Source organism: Stenotrophomonas sp. LC732 (assembly GCF_052446685.1).
Classification (GTDB): Bacteria; Pseudomonadota; Gammaproteobacteria; order Xanthomonadales; family Xanthomonadaceae; genus Stenotrophomonas; species Stenotrophomonas muris.
Window position 1 is genome coordinate 2,986,422 of sequence record NZ_CP199214.1, and the last position, 20,583, is coordinate 3,007,004.

The 20,583-nt window shown below is 67.2% G+C and carries 17 protein-coding genes and 3 tRNA genes; 12 read left to right on the forward strand and 8 right to left on the reverse strand.

Translation table 11 applies throughout. The features are described 5' to 3' along the window. Positions 1 to 38: 38 nt before the first annotated feature. Positions 39 to 1,370: an exodeoxyribonuclease VII large subunit gene (gene xseA, locus ACT6SE_RS14310; protein ID WP_046431756.1), complete on the forward strand. Its 1,332-nt coding sequence runs from the start codon at positions 39 to 41 to the stop codon at positions 1,368 to 1,370. Between the two features lie 634 nt (positions 1,371 to 2,004). On the opposite strand, the gene ACT6SE_RS14315 is transcribed toward xseA, so the two are convergent. Continuing rightward, entirely contained in the window at positions 2,005 to 2,901 is an 897-nt protein-coding gene (locus ACT6SE_RS14315) for a M48 family metallopeptidase (RefSeq protein WP_005417787.1), read from the reverse strand. A gap of 84 nt (positions 2,902 to 2,985) precedes the next feature. Further along, the gene (locus tag ACT6SE_RS14320) at positions 2,986 to 4,872 is read right to left on the reverse strand and encodes a formylglycine-generating enzyme family protein (RefSeq protein ID WP_014647818.1); all 1,887 of its coding nucleotides are present in this window, start codon (positions 4,870 to 4,872) and stop codon (positions 2,986 to 2,988) included. An 84-nt stretch (positions 4,873 to 4,956) separates the two neighbouring features. On the opposite strand from ACT6SE_RS14320, the gene rnd reads away from it, so the two are divergent. After that, positions 4,957 to 6,036 (forward strand): ribonuclease D, encoded by a 1,080-nt coding sequence (gene rnd, locus ACT6SE_RS14325; protein WP_046431761.1) that lies wholly within the window; start codon positions 4,957 to 4,959, stop codon positions 6,034 to 6,036. 131 nt (positions 6,037 to 6,167) lie between these two features. Here rnd and ACT6SE_RS14330 read toward each other — a convergent pair whose 3' ends face one another. Further along, on the reverse strand, positions 6,168 to 8,498 hold the full coding sequence (locus ACT6SE_RS14330; RefSeq protein ID WP_046431763.1) for a TonB-dependent receptor: 2,331 nt from the start codon (positions 8,496 to 8,498) through the stop codon (positions 6,168 to 6,170). A gap of 231 nt (positions 8,499 to 8,729) precedes the next feature. Here ACT6SE_RS14330 and ACT6SE_RS14335 point away from each other — a divergent pair. After that, positions 8,730 to 8,805: transfer RNA gene (locus ACT6SE_RS14335), tRNA-Ala, on the forward strand. A 61-nt stretch (positions 8,806 to 8,866) separates the two neighbouring features. Here ACT6SE_RS14335 and ACT6SE_RS14340 read toward each other — a convergent pair. Continuing rightward, positions 8,867 to 9,040, reverse strand: coding sequence for a hypothetical protein (locus ACT6SE_RS14340; RefSeq protein WP_006457496.1), 174 nt, complete (start codon positions 9,038 to 9,040; stop codon positions 8,867 to 8,869). Positions 9,041 to 9,198: 158 nt separating this feature from the next. Between ACT6SE_RS14340 and ACT6SE_RS14345 the strand changes: the two genes are divergently transcribed. Further along, positions 9,199 to 9,684 (forward strand): hypothetical protein, encoded by a 486-nt coding sequence (locus tag ACT6SE_RS14345; protein ID WP_046431792.1) that lies wholly within the window; start codon positions 9,199 to 9,201, stop codon positions 9,682 to 9,684. A 6-nt stretch (positions 9,685 to 9,690) separates the two neighbouring features. On the opposite strand, the gene ACT6SE_RS14350 is transcribed toward ACT6SE_RS14345, so the two are convergent. Next, a complete protein-coding gene (locus ACT6SE_RS14350; RefSeq protein WP_046431764.1) occupies positions 9,691 to 10,452 on the reverse strand; it encodes an SDR family oxidoreductase in 762 nt (253 codons plus the stop codon). Positions 10,453 to 10,584: 132 nt separating this feature from the next. Here ACT6SE_RS14350 and ACT6SE_RS14355 point away from each other — a divergent pair, with 132 nt between their 5' ends. Then, the gene (locus ACT6SE_RS14355; RefSeq protein ID WP_046431766.1) at positions 10,585 to 11,427 is read left to right on the forward strand and encodes a bifunctional transcriptional activator/DNA repair enzyme AdaA; all 843 of its coding nucleotides are present in this window, start codon (positions 10,585 to 10,587) and stop codon (positions 11,425 to 11,427) included. Between the two features lie 82 nt (positions 11,428 to 11,509). On the opposite strand, the gene ACT6SE_RS14360 is transcribed toward ACT6SE_RS14355, so the two are convergent. Continuing rightward, positions 11,510 to 12,535 carry an NADP-dependent oxidoreductase gene (locus tag ACT6SE_RS14360; protein WP_046431768.1) on the reverse strand — a complete coding sequence of 342 codons (1,026 nt, stop codon included), beginning with the start codon at positions 12,533 to 12,535 and terminating at the stop codon, positions 11,510 to 11,512. A 334-nt stretch (positions 12,536 to 12,869) separates the two neighbouring features. Here ACT6SE_RS14360 and ACT6SE_RS14365 point away from each other — a divergent pair. The 7 genes from ACT6SE_RS14365 (at position 12,870) to dxs (ending at position 19,375) form a co-directional block, all read left to right on the forward strand. Continuing rightward, a tRNA-Phe gene (locus ACT6SE_RS14365) sits at positions 12,870 to 12,945 on the forward strand. A 72-nt stretch (positions 12,946 to 13,017) separates the two neighbouring features. Beyond that, positions 13,018 to 13,093 (forward strand) — tRNA-Phe (locus ACT6SE_RS14370). Positions 13,094 to 13,234: 141 nt separating this feature from the next. After that, entirely contained in the window at positions 13,235 to 13,786 is a 552-nt protein-coding gene (locus ACT6SE_RS14375; protein WP_046431769.1) for a lipocalin family protein, read from the forward strand. A 165-nt stretch (positions 13,787 to 13,951) separates the two neighbouring features. Beyond that, positions 13,952 to 14,428, forward strand: coding sequence for an LEA type 2 family protein (locus ACT6SE_RS14380; RefSeq protein WP_014647826.1), 477 nt, complete (start codon positions 13,952 to 13,954; stop codon positions 14,426 to 14,428). Positions 14,429 to 14,492: 64 nt separating this feature from the next. Continuing rightward, positions 14,493 to 16,283 (forward strand): acyl-CoA dehydrogenase C-terminal domain-containing protein, encoded by a 1,791-nt coding sequence (locus tag ACT6SE_RS14385; protein ID WP_046431771.1) that lies wholly within the window; start codon positions 14,493 to 14,495, stop codon positions 16,281 to 16,283. A gap of 413 nt (positions 16,284 to 16,696) precedes the next feature. Beyond that, on the forward strand, positions 16,697 to 17,362 hold the full coding sequence (locus ACT6SE_RS14390) for an HNH endonuclease (RefSeq protein WP_032956174.1): 666 nt from the start codon (positions 16,697 to 16,699) through the stop codon (positions 17,360 to 17,362). Between the two features lie 105 nt (positions 17,363 to 17,467). Then, entirely contained in the window at positions 17,468 to 19,375 is a 1,908-nt protein-coding gene (gene dxs, locus ACT6SE_RS14395; protein WP_032956193.1) for a 1-deoxy-D-xylulose-5-phosphate synthase, read from the forward strand. A 139-nt stretch (positions 19,376 to 19,514) separates the two neighbouring features. Here dxs and ACT6SE_RS14400 read toward each other — a convergent pair whose 3' ends face one another. Next, the gene (locus ACT6SE_RS14400; protein WP_005417823.1) at positions 19,515 to 19,718 is read right to left on the reverse strand and encodes a hypothetical protein; all 204 of its coding nucleotides are present in this window, start codon (positions 19,716 to 19,718) and stop codon (positions 19,515 to 19,517) included. Positions 19,719 to 19,892: 174 nt separating this feature from the next. Next, positions 19,893 to 20,456, reverse strand: coding sequence for a DUF3011 domain-containing protein (locus ACT6SE_RS14405; RefSeq protein ID WP_032956176.1), 564 nt, complete (start codon positions 20,454 to 20,456; stop codon positions 19,893 to 19,895). Positions 20,457 to 20,583 lie beyond the last annotated feature (127 nt).

Consider the following 20,583-nt stretch of genomic DNA (forward strand, 5'->3'; position numbering starts at 1 on the left):
ATCCTGAGCCCCCGCTCCACCCGCAGCACGCCGTTCCCATGCAGCCACGCAACAACGACATTTTCACCCCCAGCCAGCTCAACACCCTGGCCCGCGACCTGCTGGAAGGCAGTTTCCCGGCGATCTGGGTCGAGGCCGAACTGGGCAGCGTGGCGCGTCCTGCCTCCGGTCACCTGTATTTCACCCTGAAGGACGCGCGTGCGCAGCTGCGTGCCGCAATGTTCCGGATGAAGGCGCAGTACCTGAAGTTCGTGCCGCGCGAAGGCATGCGCGTGCTGGTGCGCGGCAAGGTGACCCTGTACGACGCCCGTGGCGAGTACCAGATGGTGCTGGACCACATGGAGGAGGCGGGCGAAGGCGCACTGCGCCGCGCCTTCGAGGAACTGAAGGCACGGCTGGAGGCCGAGGGCCTGTTCGACCCGGCGCGCAAACGGCCACTGCCGGCGCATGTACAACGTCTGGCAGTGATCACCTCGCCGACCGGCGCCGCCGTGCGCGATGTGCTGAGCGTGCTCGGCCGCCGTTTCCCGCTGCTGGAAGTCGACCTGCTGCCGACCCTGGTGCAGGGCAGCAGCGCCGCCGCGCAGATCACCCGCCTGCTGCAGGCGGCCGATGCCAGTGGTCGCTACGACGTGATCCTGCTGACCCGCGGCGGCGGTTCGCTGGAAGACCTGTGGGCCTTCAATGACGAAGCCCTGGCCCGTGCGATCGCCGCCAGCCACACCCCAGTGGTTTCGGCGGTCGGCCACGAAACCGACTTCAGCCTCAGCGACTTCGCCGCCGACCTGCGTGCACCGACGCCTTCGGTGGCAGCTGAACTGCTGGTACCCGACCAGCGCGAACTGGCACTGCGCCTGCGCCGCACGGCCGCGCGCATGGTGCAGCTGCAACGGCATGCGATGCAGCAGGCGATGCAGCGCGCCGACCGCGCCCTGCTGCGCCTGAACGCCCAGAGCCCGCAGGCGCGGCTGGACTTGTTGCGCCGACGCCAGCTGGATCTGGGCCGGCGCCTGCATGCTGCGTTCAACCAGCAGCAGGAGCGTCGCGCCGCGCGCCTGCGTCATGCGGCGGCAGTGCTGCGCGGGCACCATCCGCAGCGCCAGCTCGATGCGATGCAGCGCCGTCTGGCTGCCCTGCGCGGGCGGCCGCAGGCCGCGATGCAGCGCCTGCTGGAGCGCGATGCACTGCGACTGCGCGGACTGGCGCGTTCACTTGAAGCAGTCAGCCCGCTGGCGACCGTGGCGCGTGGCTACAGCATCCTGACCCGCAGCGATGACGGTACGCTGGTGCGAAAGCTTGATCAGGTACAGTCCGGTGACGCCCTGCAGGCCCGCGTCGGCGACGGCGTGATCGACGTACAGGTCAAGTAAGGGGCGTTCGGCAGGGCTGCGCCCTGCACCTGCGGTAGTGCCGGCCGCTGGCCGGCAACCTCAACAGCAACAGCAACAGCAAAAGCGGCTCTGGATTGCTGATGGTTTGGCGGGGCGGTGTGGCTGTGCAGGACACGCCGTAAACCCCGCTGCGCGGTCCGGCCCAGCCGCCGGCGGCTGTGCGTTCGGGCGCTTGCGAAGCAGTGCTTCGCAAGCAAAGCGCCCTCACCCTTGGGGGCTCGATGGCGCCAACGGTCCTGCACAGCCACACCGCCCCACCTCTGACAGATTCCGATGACTGTTGGTAGGTGTCGAGCTTGGTCGACACGGTAGATCCTGTCAGATATCGAATCAATTCGGGGTCAGATCCGTTTTCCTACGGAAAACGGATCTGACCCCAAGAGCATTTCCGACAGACCGCAGCAAACTGTCGAAGGCGGGGTGGGTCCGGTTGCGGGAGTGTCCGCGGCATGGATGCCGCGGCCAAGCCCCCATGGAAGGGTTTACGGCGTCTCCCGCAACCGGACCCACCCCGCCATCCCTCAGGAAACCCGCTTCCGCTGTTGCTGCTGCCGGCCAGCGGCCGGCACTACCTACCGCGGGTGCAGGGCTGCAAGCCCTGCCGCCCCTCCCCCTACTTTGCCTGCTCGCAGAACTTCTGCCGGTACTCGAGCGCCTTCGGCATCAGCGCCTGCAGGTTCTGGATGCGGGTACCCGGGTTCGGGTGGGTGGAGGCGAACTCCGGCGGCGCCTGGCCGCCACTGGCCTGGCCCATGCGCTGCCACAGCGGCACCGCCTCGCGGGGATCGAAGCAGGCCGCTGCGGCCAGCATCAGCCCCACTTCATCGGCCTGCGTCTCGTGGCTGCGCGCATAGGGCAGCAGGTAGCCGTAGCCCATCGCCGACATCATCATCTGTTGCTGCTGCGCATCCATGCCGCTGGCGGCACCAGCCATCTGCCCGATCTGGGTCAGCTTCTGCTGCGCCATCCGCTGTGCACCATGGCGTAGAAGCGCATGGGCGATCTCATGGCCCATCACCACCGCCATCGCGTCACGCGTACGCGCCACCGGCACCAGGCCGGTGTAGACCGCCATCTTGCCACCCGGCAGGCAGAACGCATTGGCCTGCTCGGACGGGATCACATTCACTTCCCACTGGAAATCCCGCGCGAAATGCGCCGGCTGCACGCCGTGCTCCTGTGCCAGCGCGGTCTCCACCACGTCCACCTTGGCGATCAGGCGCTGGGCGATGTCGCGCACATCACGCGCGATCGGCGCATTCGGATCCATCGGCCGTTCCTGCGACAGGATCTGCTGGTAGGCCTGCAGCCCGAGCGCGGTCTCCTGGCGCGCATCCAGGCTGCTGTCGATCATCACCTTCTCGCCGGTGTAGGGATCGACCGTGCGATTGGAGAACCAGTAGAACACCGCATAGCCCGCTGCCAGCAGCAGCACCCACCAGCGGATGTTGCCGAACAGGCCGCGCCGCTGCGGGCCTTGCGGCGAGCGGGAAAAGGGATCGTTGCGCATCGGTGTCTTCCAGCAGGCCCCGCCGGCCGGCGGGCACGGCGCAATCTTAGTGCGCGGACGCCAGCAGCGGGTGAAGCCCGATGCTCAGATGCCCCGCACCAGACGGAAGCCGATGCGCGCGTTGGTGGTGTCCGAGTCCTGCGATTGCCGCCAGGCCGCACGGGTCTGCTCGGGCGCATTGGCCCAGTTGCCGCCCCGGATCACCCGCGACCGGCAGCCCGGGTTGAACCAGGCGACACCATCGGACGGCGCACGCCGGTAGCTGGCATGCCAGCAGTCGGCCACCCACTCGCTGAGATTGCCAGCCATGTCGTGCAGGCCGAAGGCATTGGCCTGGAAACTGGCCACCGGCGCGGGCCCCCACCAGCCATCGCCATAGCCGACGAAGGCGTTGTGCCAGTGCCGCCCCGAGGGCGAGACATCCTTGCTGCCGGTGAAGTTGCCAGCGCCGGGCGGCGGCGTGCCGGCGTCGCCCCACGGATAACGGCCACTGCTGCCGGCACGCAGCGCGTACTCGAATTCGGCCTCGCTCGGCAGCCGGTAGCTGCGTCCTGTCTGCTCGGACAGCCACGCCGCGTAGTTTTCGGCATCACGCACGCTCACATGCATCACCGGCGAATTGCCCAGTGCGCGCGCGCCATCGTAATCGGAACGCCAGTCCACACCGCTGCGGCGGATGAAATTGCCGCTGCGCTCGTCATAGACCACCGAGTGGCCGCGCCGGGTCGCACGCGGCCGCGCATTGGTCGACTTCACATAGCGCTCGAAATCACTGACCGTGATCTCGGTGATCGCCATCGCAAACCCGCGGTCGAAGCGCACATAATGCGAGGGCCGCTCGGCATCGCTGGCACCGGGCTCGGCATCACCCGCGCCCATCTGGAAGCCACCATGCGGCACCACGATCATTTGCGGGCCGCGCCCGCCATCGCGCATGGCGTCGCTGAACACCTGCCCGGGACGGAAGCTGCCGTAATGGGTGGCCAGGTCGATGCGTTCGCGCAACTGGGCCACCACCGCATCCCCTGGCAAGGCGATGCGCAGGGCCTCGGCCAGCTTCTCGCGCGCCGGCTTCAGGCCCTGTGGCGTCGCCAGTTCGCGAAGGCCATCATCGCGCAGCTGCAGCAGTGCCGCCGCGCGTATCTGTTCGATACGTTCGAAGGCATCGGCAATGGCCGGTGACGAATCACGGACCTTGCTGGCTTCGGCCAGCCAGGTGCCGGCGCTGGCAAAGTCACGCACCCGCGCCGCGTCCTCGGCACGGCGGATCAGGCCACTCTCGGCCGCCGCCAGGCCCTGCCGTGCCCGGCTGTTGTGTTCATCCAGGGCCAGCGCTTCACGGAAGTTGCCGATCGCTCCGTCACCGTCCTCACCGATCCGCCCCGAACGCAGGTCTTCCTCGCCGGCACGGTTGTAGGCCACCACGCGCTGGGCGAGCTCCACCCGTCCCTGCAGCGCGCGAACCTTCTCATCCTTCGGCGCCAGGGTCAGCAGCACCAGTGCCTGGCGGCTGGCCTCGGCCAGCGCCTCGCGCTGCTGCAGCGGCCGGACCAGCAGGGCATCGGCCTGCTGCTGAAGGCGCTGGCGGGCGCGCTGCAGGCCGTTGCGGGCCTGGCGGTCATCCGGGTCTTCCTCCTGCACCGCCAGCCACAGCGGAACCGCCGCGTCGGCGTCCTCGTACAGGCGCCCTTCGGCGAACGCCTTCTCGGCCGCGCGACGCAGCTGGGCCAGGCTGCGCCCCTGCCGATCGACCCGCGGTGGCGTCCACCGCTGCACATCCTCGGCGGCATCCTCACCGGCGATGGTGACGCTGCCCTGCGCCGCCTCCGGCGTCGCGTCCGCCTGCATGCCTTGCTGCGGCCGTGCGTCTTCGCCAGCAGCCGGTCCCGGCTCCGGCGTCGCCGAGGGCGACGGCGTGCAGCCGGCCAGGGCCAGGGCGGTGCACAGCACGGACGACAGCGGAAAACGCAAGCAGGATCTCCTTCGGCACGGATGCGGACCGACGTTAGGCTATTCTCCCCTGCCTGAGCAAACCCGAGTAGTAGGCCCTGACCCGTGGCAATCTGGATCACCACCCCCGCCGAGCTGGATCCGTACTTCCAGCAGCGTCCGGCCCGCATCGGCCTGGACACCGAATTCATCCGTGAACGCACCTTCTGGCCGCAGTTGGCCCTGGTGCAGATGGCGGTCGGGCAGGACATCCTGCTGATCGACCCCCTGATTCCCGGCATGACCGAGGCGCTGGCGCCGTGGCTGGCCGATGAATCGATCGTCAAGGTGATGCACAGCGCCAGCGAAGACCTGGTCGCCTTCAAGTGGGCCTGCGGCGTGTTGCCACGTCCGCTGTTCGACACCCAGATCGGCGCCTCGCTGGCCGGCATCGGTGGCGGTATGGGCTACCAGAAGCTGGTCGCGGAAATCACCGGCGTGGCGCTGGCCAAGGGCGAAACCCGTTCGGACTGGATGCGCCGCCCGTTGTCCGACTCGCAGCTGCAGTACGCCGCCGACGATGTCGAGCACCTGTTCGCGCTGCATGACGCCATCGATGCCAGGTTGCAGGCGCTGGGCCGCCAGCAGTGGCTGCACGACGACGGCGAGCGCCTGCTGGCCAGCGTCGCCAATGACGAAGACCGTTGGCCGCACCTGGCGATGCGCTCGGCGCAGTTCCTCGACACGGCCGCACAGCATCGGCTGCTGCGTCTGCTGCGCTGGCGCGATGTGCAGGCACGCAGCAGCGACCGCCCGCGCAGCTGGATCCTGGACAACGAACTGGCCGCCACGCTGGCACGCACGCCACCGGCCGATGCCGCCGCACTGGGCAAGCTGTTCGAACAGTTCCCGAAGGCACCGCGCAAGCTCGCGGGCGCTGTGTGGCAGGCGCTGGATACGCCGCTGGCCGATGAGGCCGAAGCACCGCTGGCGCTGCCGGCCAACGACAGCAACAAGCAGGCACTGAAGAAGCTGCAGGACGCGGTTGCCGAGCGCAGCCGCGAACTGGGCCTGCCGGATGGCGTATTGGCCTCACGCAAGCACCTGGAAAGCTATCTGGAACGCCGCCAGTGGCCGGCCGCACTGGCCGGCTGGCGCCAGCAGGAACTGGAATCGCAGCTCCAGGCGCTGCTGCCGGCACGCTGAAGCACCGGGCGCGGCGCCGGATTGCATTCCCGCCGCCGTCGAACGCAACAAGAAGGGCGACCCGGATCACCGGGCCGCCCTGCGCACTCCAGCAGTGCGAGGGTGGGACCGCCCACCCTCGCGGCAATGCCTTACCAGTTCATGTTCAACGAGACACCGACGGTGCGCGGTTCGTTGTAGACCGCGGCCATGTAGTTCTCGATCACACCCTTGAGGTTCTTCTCGTTGGTGATGTTGCGCGCGAACAGCGCCACTTCATAGGCACCGTAGTTGCCCGAGTAGCCGATCTTCAGGCCGCCCTCGAAATCACCCTTGGAGTTGAACTCCTTGCTGTCGTACAGCACGAAGCTGGTGTAGCCCTGCTTGTTCCAGTCGGTGGACACGAACATGGTGCCCGCGTCGCTGACCGGGAAGTCGTAGCGGGCGGCCAGGTTGACGTTGTACTTCGGCGCGTTCGGCAGCGGGTTGCCGTCGATCTGCGCGAAGGTGTTGGCACCGACCTTGATGGTCGGGTCATTCACCGTGCACACCACCTTGCCGTTGAGGCCGCAGACCTGCGCGTAGACGCGCTTGTCCTTGATCTCGCTGTGCAGCAGGCTGACGCCGGCGCTCAGGGTCAGGTTCGGGATCGGGCGCAGCTCCATGTCCGCTTCGAAACCGTAGGCCTTGGCCTTGTCGGCATTGAACAGTACGCCGTTGCCGTCCGAATCGTTGCCGTTGAGCTGGATGTCATTGACGGTGTAGGTGAATGCAGTCGCGTTCAGGCGCAGGCGGTTGTCCCACAGGCTGCTCTTGACGCCGGCTTCCCAGGACAGGATGGTCTCGGAATCGGCGGTGGTGAAGTCGGCATTGAACACCGCCGAACGGCCCTGGATGGTCGGGCCGCGGAAGCCGCGTGCGACCTTCGCATAGACGCTCACGTCCGGCGTGATCTGGTACATCGCGCTCAGATCCCAGCTCGGGGTGGTGTCGGACATCTTGACGTCGGTGCGGCCCTTGTAGGTCACCACGCCGGCGGCGGTGTCAGCGGTCTTCAGCAGGCGGGTGTGCTTCTCGTCCTTGGTCTGGCGCAGGCCGGCCGTGACGGTGAACTTGTCGGTGAAGGCGTAGCTCAGCTGGCCGAAACCGGCCCACGAGGTGTTCTTGTTGCGCAGTCGCACCCAGTTGTTCGGGTTGCGGGCCGCACCCTGCAGGAACCACGCACGCTGGTAGAAGTCGGTGGTGTCGCTGCCGTTGAAGTAGAACGCACCGGCCTGCCACTGCAGGGCGCTGTCGTCATGGCTGGCCAGGCGGAATTCCTGGGTCCACTGGTCCAGGTCGCGGATGCGGCCCATCGACTGGCCGTAGCCGTTCGGCACGCCGTTCACCGGGAAGTTCACCGCCGCGCCGCCGTCGGTGTCACCACGGCTGTAGCCGGAGGTGGTCTCATAGGCGGTGATCGAGGTGAAGTCGATCGCGCCGAAGTCGTAGCGTGCCTTCACCGAGCCGCCGTAGGTCTTGTAGGCCTGCGGGTTGTTGTCGGCTTCGTCGTAGGCGACCTGGTCGCGCGGCACGTCGGTCTTGTTCGAGCCCTTGGTCAGCGCACCACGCAGGAACAGGGTCGAGGTGCCTTCGTAATCACGGGCGTGGGCCGAGGCCAGGATCGAGAACTGGTCGCTCGGGGTCAGCAGCAGCTGCGCGCGCACGTTGCGGTCATCGAAGCCGCCCATGGCGTTCTTCTTCGGGCTGACCGTGCCGTCAGCGCTCGGGCCCTTGTAGGTGTTGTCGACGTAGTCGTCGCGGTGCTGGTACAGCGCCGACACGCGGAACGAGGCGATGTCGTTGATCGGGCCGCCAAAGCCGCCGTCGATCGACACGCTGTTGTAGGTCGCATAGCTGGCGCTGACGCGGCCGGTGTAGTCCTGGGTCGGCTTCAGCGTGTCGAACTTGATGATGCCGGCGGTGGTGTTGCGGCCGAACAGCGAGCCCTGCGGGCCGCGCAGCACTTCCACCTGGTCCACGTCGTAGACCGGGTTGGACTTCAGCACCACGTGCTCCAGCACCACGTCGTCCTGGATGATCGACACCGGCTGCGAGGCACCCAGGTAGAAGTCGATGTTGCCCAGGCCGCGGATATAGAAGCGCGGGAAGATGCGGCCGGTGGTGGTTTCCGCATACAGGCTCGGCACGCGGCCGGACAGCGCCAGCAGGGTGTCGTCGCCGCCGGCGGTGAAGTCGCGCATGCGCTCGCCCTGCACCACGCCCACCGAGACCGGCACTTCCTGCAGGTTCTGCTCGCGGTGCTCGGCGGTCACGGTGATCGTGTCCAGGCCCGTCGGGGTCGGCGCGCTGTCCTGCGCGGCGGCACCAAAGCTGCCGACCAGGGCCAGGCCGGCACAGGCCAGCGCCAGCGGATGGCGGCGGAAGGAAACGAAGGAAGACGACATACCCGACAGGCGGCGGGAATCGGAATGGGAGGGCATGGAATGCTCTGAGGAGGCGTCCGTGCGGCCTGCGCGAGCCGGGCGGCAAAAAGGAGGAGAACTGCGCAAGCCGCCATTATCCCCCAAATTGTTACGATTTCGTTGCGCGGCATCCGGGCCCGACAAACCGGACGGTTTCGGCACAGTGCACGCCTTCATGCCACGCCGTCCGGCACATCCCGGGTCGGCTTGGCAAGGCGCAGCCAGTTGGCTACACTGAAGCCCTGCCGTGGGGCCATAGCTCAGCTGGGAGAGCGCGTCGTTCGCAATGACGAGGTCAGGAGTTCGATCCTCCTTGGCTCCACCACTCATTAAGAAGACCCGCCGATCGTCGCGATCTGCGGGTTTTTTCTTGCATCGATCACGAGTCAGGCAGGTTCCTGATCCCCGTCCTTGCGGCGTGGACCACGCGAATGCGTATCACGCACCTGCTGATCGCGCTGCCCCGGCCGCTGCTTTGCCACGTCCTCCTGCGCCCTGTCCTGACGGCTTTCCTGTACGCCCTGTTTCGGATCGCCAGGGTCTTTGTCGCGCTCGCTCATCGAAGTCTCCTGTGCCGGCGAAGGCCGATCAGGACTTCACGCTAGAGGCTGCGCAGTGATCCGCAGGTCAGGCCCGCGCGAACAGCGTGTGCAGTTCCGCTTGCCGCCGCAGCTCACGGCTCTGCAGAATCCGGACCAACATGCCCAGCCAGTCCGTGATGCCACCTCCCGCCCAGCACGCCGCGCGTACGCTGCCAATGCGCCTCGATCCAGCGGACGGCAGCATCCAGCTCGGCCACCTGACGACGTTGATCTGCCCCACCCTGTCACTGGAGGAGGCGCGCATCGCCTTCGCCACGCTGATGCATGGCGAGCGCGATGCCGGCACCGGCTATCACTGGCTCAGCCTGCACCGGGTCAGTCTGGGCGGTGCGCCCGCCGGCATCAGCCTGTGCTTCCACGGGCAACAGCTCGACATGGTGACGATCGGCGTCGATCTGCCGGGTGCGACACTGGAAGACGGCTGGCCGACCCAGGTCGCGATCGATGCCGAAGTCGCTTTCATGCGTCGCACCTTGGCCACGGCTCTGGGGCGCAAACTGGCAGGTGGCCGCGCCCGGTTCGAGTGGGGCGAGGCATGGGCCCGGTTCGACCCGAAAGGCTTCATGGCCAGCAGCGGTATCCGCTACACGCCGCGCTCATGACGCCGCTCAGGTACGGGTGATCGACACTCCACCTTCAACACGCATCGCGGTACCGGTAACGAAACTGCTTTCATCGCTGGCCAGGAACAGCGCCGCGTTGGCGATCTCCTCCGGCTCGGCCATGCGCTTGAGTGCGTGCAGCGAGCGCACGAAGTCGCGGGCATCGCCGGTGGGTGCGGCCTGCCGGCCCATCTCGGTATCGGTACCGCCAGGCAGCAGCACGTTGCTGCGTACGCCACGCGCGCCGTACTCGGCGGCGATCACCTGGCTCAGGCCGATCAGTCCGGCCTTGCTCGACGCGTAGGCGGCCATGCCCGGGAAGCCCACGGTATGGCCGACAAAGGTACCGACAAACACCAGCGAGCCACCCCCGCGTGCCAGCAATGCCGGCAACTGCGCGCGTGCGGCATGGAAGGCGGCGTCGAGATTGGTGGCCATCACCTCGCGCCACGCATCCGCCGGGAACTCTGCTGCCGGCACGCCGGGGCCGAGCATCCCGGCATTGTTGAGCGCGATGTCCAGGCCTCCGAATGACTGCTGGGCCAGATCGACCAACGCCTGCGCCGTGCCCGGCTCGGCCACGTCGGCGGCATGCACCACCACCTCGCCGCCGCCGACGCGGATCTGCTCGGCCAGTGCGTGCAGCGGTTGCGGCCGACGCGCATTGAGCACCAGCGTTGCCCCTTCGGCGGCGAAGCGCAGCGCACTGGCGCGGCCAATGCCGGCGCTGGCACCGGTGATGAGGGCGATCTTGTTGTTCAGGCGCATGAGAGTGGTACCGGTTGTGGAGTGGCCGCCACGATGCCGCGCCTCCGGCCCACCAACACTCCGTTTCCGGGCCTCGCGGCCAGGTGCAGGAAACGGAGTTTCCGCAGAACCGGCACGTGCCAGAATCCGCCCATGGACAGCACCGCCGCCACCGCCCTCGACGCCCGCGTCGAACGGGTCTGCCGCCATCTGCAGGCCAGCCTCGACGAGCCCTCGCTGCAGGAGCTGGCCGACATCGCCGGCTGCAGCCCGACGCGCCTGCATCGCCTGTTCAAACAGGCCACCGGGCTGACCCCCAAGCAGTACGCTGCCGCGCTGCGCGCCGACCGCCTGCGCACCGGGCTGGAACAGCAGGAGCGCATCACCGATGCCTTCCACGATGCTGGCTTCGGCTCCAGCGGGCGCTTCTACGAGAACGCACCGAAGTTGCTGGGCATGACTCCCAAGCAATGGCGCGCAGGTGGTCGCGGCGAAGTCATCCACTTCGCGCTTGCCGAAAGCTCACTGGGCAGCGTGCTGGTGGCCAGCAGCGCCACCGGCGTGGTCGCGATCCTGCTCGGCGACGATCCGGAGGCGCTGCTGCAGTCACTGCAGCAACGCTTCCGCCAGGCCGAACTGGTCGGTGCCGACCACGGCTATGAGCAACTGGTGGCACAGGTGGTGGGCCTGGTCGAGGATCCCTCGCGAGGCGCCACACTGCCGCTGGATATCCGCGGCACCGCCTTCCAGCAGCGGGTATGGCAGGCACTGCAGCAGATTCCGCGCGGCCAGACCGCGTCGTATGCGGATATTGCCGCGCATATCGGTGCACCACGCTCGAGTCGTGCGGTGGCACGTGCCTGCGCGAGCAATCCATTGGCGGTCGCCGTGCCCTGCCACCGCGTGGTGCGCCGCGACGGTGACCTGTCCGGCTATGCCTGGGGCGTTGCGCGCAAGCGCGAACTGCTGCGCCGGGAAAAGGTCGCCAACGGCTGACGCCACCCGATAGCCGCCGACCTTGGTCGGCACACCCAGCTTCCGGTAGTGGCCGACCTTGGTCGGCACACCCACCAAGCACTCAATCCAGCTTCACCACCAGCTTGCCGAAGTTGCGCCCCTGCAACAGCCCGAAGAACGCCTCCGGCGCCTTCTCCAGACCTTCCACCACATCCTCGCGGTACTGGATGCGGCCCTCGCGCAGCCACTGCGGCATCTCGCGTTCGAAGTCCGGCCACAGGTGGTTGAAGTCGTGCACGATGAAACCACGCACGGTCAGGCGCTGGCGCAGGATCTGGCTGAACAGTGACGGCAGCCGATCCGGGCCAGGCTGCTCGACGCCCCGCTCGTTGTAGGTAGCGATGGTGCCGCAGACCGGAATGCGGGCGAAGTCGTTGAGCAGCGGCAGCACCGCATCCAGCACATGGCCGCCGACATTCTCGAAGTACACGTCGATGCCCGCAGGCACTGCCGCGCGCAGCTGGTCCGCAAAATCAGCCACGCGATGATCCAGCGCCACGTCCACGCCCAACGTCTGCAGATAGGCACGCTTGGCCTCGCCACCGGCGATGGCGACCACGCGCGCGCCCTGCAGCTTGGCCAGCTGCGCCACGGTCGCGCCCACCGGCCCGGTCGCGGCGGCTACCACCAACGTCTCGCCCGGCTTCAGACGGGCGATTTCATGCAGGCTGGAATAGGCGGTGAAACCGGGCATGCCATATACCCCCAGCGCCGTACTGAGCGGCAGCCCGGCCGGATCCAGACGACGCCCCAGCGCCTTGGCCGGCAGCACCGCGTGGGTCTGCCAGCCCCCCGGCGCCAGCACCAGCTCGCCTGCGGTTACGCCCTCGGCCTTGGATTGCAGCACCTCGGCCACGGTCTGGCCTTCCATCACCGCCCCTACCGCCACCGGCGCGGCATACGACGGGCCCTCGTCCATGCGTCCTCGCATGTACGGGTCCAACGAAAGGTAGCGGTTGCGCAGCAGCACTTCGCCCTCGGCCAGGGCCGGCAGCGCAACCTGTTCCAGGCGGAAATTGGCTGCACTTGGCGCCCCCTGCGGACGCGAGGCAAGCACGATGCGGGACGCGGTGGAGCAATCGGACATGGCCAGGTCTCTGCTGTTGCCAGCATCGGGAAAGGACTGCCGACACTACGCTGCGGCGATCCCCGATGGCGGCCACGAAAACAGCGTTCCATTGCCCGGACCCGCGCGGGTCCGGCGCACCCCTTGCCCTTGCAGCTTTGGCGAACGCGGCGACCTGCTGATTTCCACCGCAGACGACAATCGATGGGGCACGCCCCGCCCCACAACGGAGGATCAAGCACTTGCGAGCGCGCAGAGGGCAATGTGAAGAAATCTTGGCAAAACGCTTGCCGAAGGCAGCCGACCTCCGTAATATACGCGTCCTTGGCAGCGACCTCGCTGCAACGAAACATGTGGCCGAGTAGCTCAGTTGGTAGAGCAGGGGATTGAAAATCCCCGTGTCGGCGGTTCGATTCCGTCTTCGGCCACCACTTTCGAAGGCCTGCAGAAATGCGGGTCTTTTTTTTCCGGAAACCGCACTCACCGCGGTAGCCACACAATTTGGCCGAGTAGCTCAGTTGGTAGAGCAGGGGATTGAAAATCCCCGTGTCGGCGGTTCGATTCCGTCTTCGGCCACCATCTTCAGAGACCTGCAGAAATGCAGGTCTTTTTTTATTCGCGCTTCGCGCAAGCGGCGACCACCGTGGCCCGGTTGACGAAACATTTACACCGGCACGGGCCGCGGCACCTACGCTCCAGACTCCTGCCTGGAGCCTGCCGATGCATCTGCGCCCCGCCCTGCTCGCCTGCCTGCTGCTGGCCGCCTTCCCGGTGATCGCCACTGAACCGGTGCGCGCGGTCGAGCACCTGGACATTGATCGCTACGCGGGCCAATGGCACGAGATCGCGCATCTTCCAGTCTCGTTCCAGAAGCAGTGCGTGGGCGACATCACCGCCAACTATGGCCTGCGCCGCGACGGCCGCATCAGCGTCACCAATGCCTGCCGCAAGGGTGACGGCGAGCGCGTGGTCGCCGAAGGCGTGGCACGCCCGGTGGCCGGCCATCCCGGGCAACTGCAGGTGCGCTTCGTCCCCGACTGGCTGAGCTGGGCGCCCATGGTCTGGGCCGACTACTGGGTGCTGGCGCTGGACCCGGACTATCAATGGGCCCTGGTCGGCGAACCCGGCCGCAAGTATCTGTGGATCCTCTCGCGCCTGCCGGAGATGGAGCGCGATCGGTTCGAACAGTTGAAAGCCAAGGCCGAGTCGATGGGGTACGACCTCGGGCCACTGCGCCTGATGGCCCCGCTGCGCGATCCCGCGGCCGACTGAACCGCTTCGCATCCGGCGCATCGTGCGCGCGCCATCCGGCGTTGTGCATGCCCGACCGCCATCTTCACGCGCTACCCTCTGCGGACGGGTCGCTCCGGGCGATCCATAAAACCATACGCCGTAGTATGCTTACCCCAACGCACCCCCTCCAGAGGACTTGCGCCCATGCTCCACCGCTTCCGTACCGCCTTGATCGTCCTGTGCACCCTCGCCCTTGTTGCCTGCAGCAACGGCATCGTCAAGCGTGTTTCGGAACCGGCGGCCAGCCTGCAGCAGCTGACCGTGCGTGCCGACGGCAACTGGACCGTGGCCCTGCGCCTGCAGAACTTCAGCTCGATGCCGATGACCTTCGATGATGTCTCACTGGCGCTGACCGTCGGCGACAGCGATGCCGGCACCCTGCAGGTCAAGCCCGGCATCTCCATCGGCGGCACCTCCGCCGATGTCATCAATGTCGACCTCGTGCCCAGCTCGACCGCGCGCCTGGTGGTGGCCGACGCGCTGGCCAGCAACCGCACCCTGGCCTACGCCCTGAAGGGAACGGTGGCGGCCACGCCGCAGGAAAAGAAGCAGCGCAGCTTCGACATCAGCAGCCGCAGCACCCTCAACCAGGCCCCCGGCCTGCCCGGCGTGCTGCGCTGAACCCGCCTTTCGTCGCGGCGCCCGGCGCCGCTCCCCTCTGCCCTGATCAAATCGAGACGTACCGATGAGCAGCTACACCGCCCCGCTTTCCGACCTCCGTTTCGCCCTGCACGACGTGCTCAAGGTCGAACCCCTGTTCGCCCGCCTGGGCTTCACCGACGCCACCGCCGACGTGGTCGATGCCGTGCTGGAGGAAGCCGGCCGCTTCAGCGCCACCGTGCTGGCCCCGCTCAACAGCGTCGGCGACGAGATCGGCTGCGTACTCGACCAGGCCACCGGTGAAGTGACCACCCCGCCCGGCTTCAAGCAGGCCTACGACCAGTTCGTCGATGGCGGCTGGACCGGCCTGACCGCCTCGCCGGAGCTGGGCGGCCAGGGCCTGCCGCACACCCTGGGGGTGCCGCTCAACGAAATGATCAACGCCGCCAACCTGGCGTGGGGCAACTTCCCGCTGCTCTCGCACGGCGCCATTGAAGCGCTGAAGCAGCACGGCGAGGCGTGGCAGCACGACGCCTTCCTCAAGCCGCTGATCGAAGGCCGCTGGACCGGCACGATGTGCCTGACCGAGCCGCACTGCGGCACCGACCTGGGCCTGCTCAAGACCAAGGCCGAGCCGAACGCCGACGGCAGCTACTCGATCACCGGCACCAAGATCTTCATCACCGCCGGGGAGCACGACCTGACCGGGAACATCGTGCACCTGGTGCTGGCCAAGCTGCCCGACGCCCCTCCGGGCGCCAAGGGCATCTCGCTGTTCGTCACCCCGAAGTTCAAGGTCGACCGCGATGGCAACGTCGGCGAGCGCAATGCACTGCGCTGTGGCTCGATCGAACACAAGATGGGCATCAAGGGGTCGGTCACCTGCGTGATGAACTTCGATGGTGCGCAGGGTTACCTGGTCGGCCAGCCGCACAAGGGCCTGCAGGCCATGTTCACCATGATGAACACCGCGCGCCTGGGTGTCGGCCTGCAGGGCATCGGCCTGTCCGAGCGCGCCTACCAGAACGCACTGAAGTACAGCCGTGAGCGCCTGCAGTCGCGCGCCCTGAGCGGCGCCAGGTTCCCGGACAAGCCGGCCGACCCGATCCTGGTCCACCCGGATGTGCGTCGCATGCTGCTGACCGTGAAGTCGCTGGTCGAAGGCAGCCGCCTGCTGGCGCTGCATGCCGCCACCCTGATCGACATCGCCCACCACGCCCAGGATGCCGCCGAGCGCGAGCGCGCCGACACCCTGGTGAGCTTCCTGACCCCGATCTCCAAGGCCTGCCAGACCGAATGGGGCATCGAGAACACCTACAACGCCCTGCAGTGCTTCGGTGGCCACGGCTACATCCGCGAGCACGGCATGGAGCAGCTGGCCCGAGATGCACGCATCACCACGCTGTATGAAGGCACCACCGGCATCCAGGCGCTGGACCTGATCGGCCGCAAGACCGCATCCAGCCAGGGCGCCGGCCTGAAGCTGATGCTGGCCGAGATCGAAGCCTTCGCCAAGGAACACGAGGGCAACGAAGCGCTGTCCGAGTTCATCGGCCCGCTGCGCGCCAAGGCCGCCGAATGGGGCAAGCTGACGATGGACGTGCTGCAGCGCGCGGCCGCCAATCCCGACGAACTGGGCGCGGCCAGCTACGACTACCTGTTCTATTCGGGTTACGTGGTGCTGGCCTACTGGTGGGCCCGCAGCGTGGCCGCCGCCGATGCCAGCGCGCACGGCGCCGCCTTCGCCCAGGGCAAGCGCGAGACCGCACGGTTCTACTTCGCCCGCGTGCTGCCGCGCACCCTCAGCCACGCCGCCGCGATCCAGGCCGGCGCCGCGCCGCTGATGGCCATGGACGACGAGCGCTTCGGCGCCTGAGCCGGGCTTCGCCCGGCACCTGTGGTGCCGGCCGCTGGCCGGCAACCGCAACAGCCGGCTTCCTGCGGGATGGCGAGGTGGGTCCAATTGCGGGGGACGGCGCACGCCACCGGACCCACCCCGCCTTCGACAGATTTCCGCTGCTGTAGATCCACGCCACGCGTGGATGAGAACCCCTGAAATCCTTCTGGAGAAGAGCCCCCTTTTGTTAAAGGGGGCGCGCCGACAGGCGCGGGGATTAGGAAGAATGCGCGGGCAACCCAGCGCGCCGACGGCGGGCTGGGTTGCTAAAGGGGGCGCACCGACAGGTGCGGGGGATAGGAGGAATGCGCGGACCTGAATCATTGCGATTTGGGTTTCGCCCTCCGGGCGATACCCAAATCGCAATGATTCAGGTATAAGCTGTTCTCCCGATGGAGACAGACACTACACGCTTGGGTCTGATCGAAGCCGGAGCTCCGTTTTCTGCTCCGGGCGCCGAAGCATCGCCCAACGCCACGACGCTGCATCGCCCCGGTTCGGTCCGGCTGCTCTCACTTGATGCCCACGGACGCGTACTGGACTGGATCACCTGGCAGGATGCGGCCTGCCTCTACGCCCGCGAGGCGGTGGCCTGGACGCTCGGCGACCCCTGCCTGCACATCCACGGCGGCACCAACCGCTTCAGCGGCCTGCAGAGCGGCATGGACCTGCACCCGATCATCGCCGCCCGCGGCCACGCCCGCTCCCGTGCGATCGACCCGACGCCGAACCTGACCAACCAGGCCCTTTTCGCCCGCGACGCCCATCTGTGCATGTACTGCGGCCAGCAGTTCAGCCGCCCCACGCTCACCCGCGATCACGTCATGCCGCTGTCCAAGGGCGGCCTGGACTGCTGGGAAAACGTGGTCACCGCCTGCTTCCACTGCAATTCGCGCAAGAGCGACCGCACCCCGCAGCAGGCCGGCATGCCCCTGCTGGCAGTGCCCTACCGGCCCAGCTGGATCGAGCACCTGATCCTGTCCAACCGCAACATCCTGGCCGACCAGATGGCCTTCCTGAAGGCGCAATTGCCCAAGCGCTCGAAACTGAGCACCTGAACGCCTGAAAATGCAACCCTCACCGTCCTGTCACGGACGGCGGCGTTTGCTTGCCCCACCCCCGTTTGAGGGCGAAAATGGGCGTTCAGAAAAAGTGCGAACATGATGATCGACTCTGCCCGCTATCCCCGCCTCGCGCGCATCCAGACGCCGGATGACCTGCGCACGTTCGACGAATCCGAATTGAGGGCGGTTGCCGACGAACTGCGCGCCTACCTCATTGAATCGGTGGGCAAGAGTGGCGGCCACTTCGCCGCCGGCCTGGGCGTGATCGAGCTCACCGTGGCCCTGCACTACCTGTACCAGACACCGCACGACCAGCTGGTCTGGGACGTCGGCCATCAGACTTACCCGCACAAGATCCTGACCGGCCGCCGCGACGAGATCCACACCGTCAAGCAGAAGGACGGCATCGCGCCGTTCCCGAAGCGCGAGGAAAGCGAGTACGACACTTTTGGTGTCGGCCACTCCTCGACCTCGATCTCGGCCGCACTGGGCATGGCCATCGCCCGCCAGTCCGAAGGCGACGACCGCAAGATCGTGGCGGTGATCGGTGACGGCGCGATGACCGCCGGCATGGCGTTCGAAGCGCTGATGCACGCTGGCGGCATGGAGCCGGAGCCAAACCTGCTGGTGATCCTCAACGACAACAACATGTCGATCTCCGAGGCCGTGGGCGGCCTGACCAAGATGCTGGGCCGCGCCACCGGCAGCCGCACGCTCAACGCGCTGCGCGAAGGCGGCAAGAAGATTCTCGGTGACAAGAAGAACAATCCGGCACGCTTCGTGAAACGCTGGGAAGAACACTGGAAGGGCATGTTCGTGCCTTCCACGATGTTTGAGGAAATGGGCTTCCACTACACCGGCCCGATCGACGGCCACGACATGCCCGCCCTGCTGTCCACGCTGAAGACGCTGCGCGCCTCCAAGGGCCCGAAGCTGCTGCATGTGATGACCACCAAGGGCAAGGGTTACGAGCCGGCCGAGGGCGACCAGATCGGTTACCACGCCGTGGGCCCGTTCGATCCGGACAAGGGCCTGGTGGCCAAGGCCGGGGCCAAGAAGCCGACGTACACCGATGTATTCAGCGACTGGCTGTGCGATGCCGCCGCCGCCGAGCCGCGCCTGTACGGCATCACCCCGGCGATGCGCGAAGGCTCCGGCCTGGTGCGTTTCAGCAAGGAATACCCGCAGCGCTATTTCGACGTGGCGATTGCCGAACAGCATGCGGTCACCCTCGCCGCCGGCATGGCCACACAGGGTGGCAAGCCGGTGGTGGCGATCTACTCGACCTTCCTGCAGCGCGCGTACGACCAGCTGGTACATGACGTGGCCATCCAGGACCTGGACGTGCTGTTCGCGATTGACCGCGCCGGCGTGGTCGGCCCGGACGGTGCGACCCATGCCGGCAACCTCGACCTGAGCTTCCTGCGCTGCGTGCCGAACCTGGTGGTGATGGCACCGTCCAACGAAGCCGAGTGCCGGCAGATGCTCAGCACCGGCCTGCAGCACCCGGGCCCGGCCGCCGTGCGCTACCCGCGCGGCACCGGCACTGGCGTTGCAGCCGGCACCGACCTGTCGACCCTGCCGATCGGCAAGGGCGAACTGCGCCTGCAGGGCAGCCGCATTGCCCTGCTCGCCTTCGGCAGCACCGTGGCCGCCGCCGAGCAGGTCGGTCGCGAACTGGGCCTGAGCGTGGTCAACATGCGTTTCATCAAGCCGCTGGACCGCGAGCTGGTGCTGGCTGTCGCCGCCCAGCATGAGGGCCTGGTGACGATCGAAGACAACGTGGTGGCCGGTGGCGCCGGCTCCGGTGTTGGTGAACTGCTCAATGCCGAAGGCGTGCTGCGTCCGATCCTGCACCTGGGGCTGCCCGACAGCTACCAGCACCATGCCAGCCGCGAAGACCTGCTGGCCGAAGCCGGCATCGACGCCGCCGGCATCCGCGCTGCTGTGCTCAAGCGCTGGCCGCAGCTCGCCGCAGGTACCCCGCCGCTCAGCGCGGCAGGCTGAGGCCGATCACCACCCGGTAGATCCACACAGGGCGCAATGGGCGCGGACAGCGTCCGCACCCTCCAGGCTTGAAACGCGTAGATCCACGCCATGCGTGGATGATGGAATTCCGGGTGCCTGCCTTGGCAGGCACCCGCGCTCAGCCGTAACTGACCGCTTCGACGAACGCGCCGCTGGCTTCCACGCGCACGGCCGCACGCTGACCGGTGTCGACAAAGTGCAGGCGGGCCAGAGTCTCGGCGAAGTCGTAGGCGCGGGCGCCATCGCGGAACTCGATCGGCTCCGGCCGGTCCGGATGCAGCACGCGCCACTGGCGCTGTTCGCATTGCAGGCGGATCAACATGCAGCTCACTCCTTGAGACAGCGTATCGACGGCGGAGGGATGCCCATGCCGGTTATGGCACACGGCACCGCTGGAATTCAGGGCATGCAACATGCCCGGATCGCAGACAATACGGCGTTCAAAATGTGAGCTGTATCAGATTATTCTGATTTTCATGGGCTGAACCCGTAAAGGTCAGTTCACCTGGAACTGCGCCCGGCAGCCATCACTCACCCAAATGCCGCGGCGATCCCAGCCCCAGCTCTGGCCTTCGATGCAGGCGCTGCGCGAGTCCTGGCGGATCAGGCGCACGCCCCGGCGGATGCGCGCATCGCAGTACTCCTGCCGATGTCCATTGGAATGGCAGGTGACCACATCGCCGCCGCCCCATCCGTTGCCATTGCCATTGCCCCAGCCGCCACCATTGCCACCCCAGCCGCCACCGCGGCGATATTCACCGACGAATTCGGCACGGCACCCCTGCGTGACCCAGACGCCGTTGCGCGACTGGCCCCAGGTCTCACCTTCCACACAGGGCGAACCGGACAACTGGCGGATCAACCGCGCGCGGCCGTCCAGGCGGCACTCATTGCTGCGATTCTTGACCGACTCGCAGCGCACGATGCCACTGCCATCGCGGCCACCATAGCGGTCGTCGTCATAGCCGTAGCCATAGCTCTGCGCCTGGGCGCCGCCGGCCGCCGCCAGCATCGGCAACAGGGTGCAGGCCAGGGTGCGCCAAGTGAGTGCCTTGCCCATCGAGATCTCCAGATGAATACGATGGCGCAAGCATCCGGGATTCACGGCCCGGCGCACAGAGGGGAGCGCAACGGCAGTTTTTCCCCATTCAAACAACGCAACCGGACCTGACTGCGTCACGGTTGCT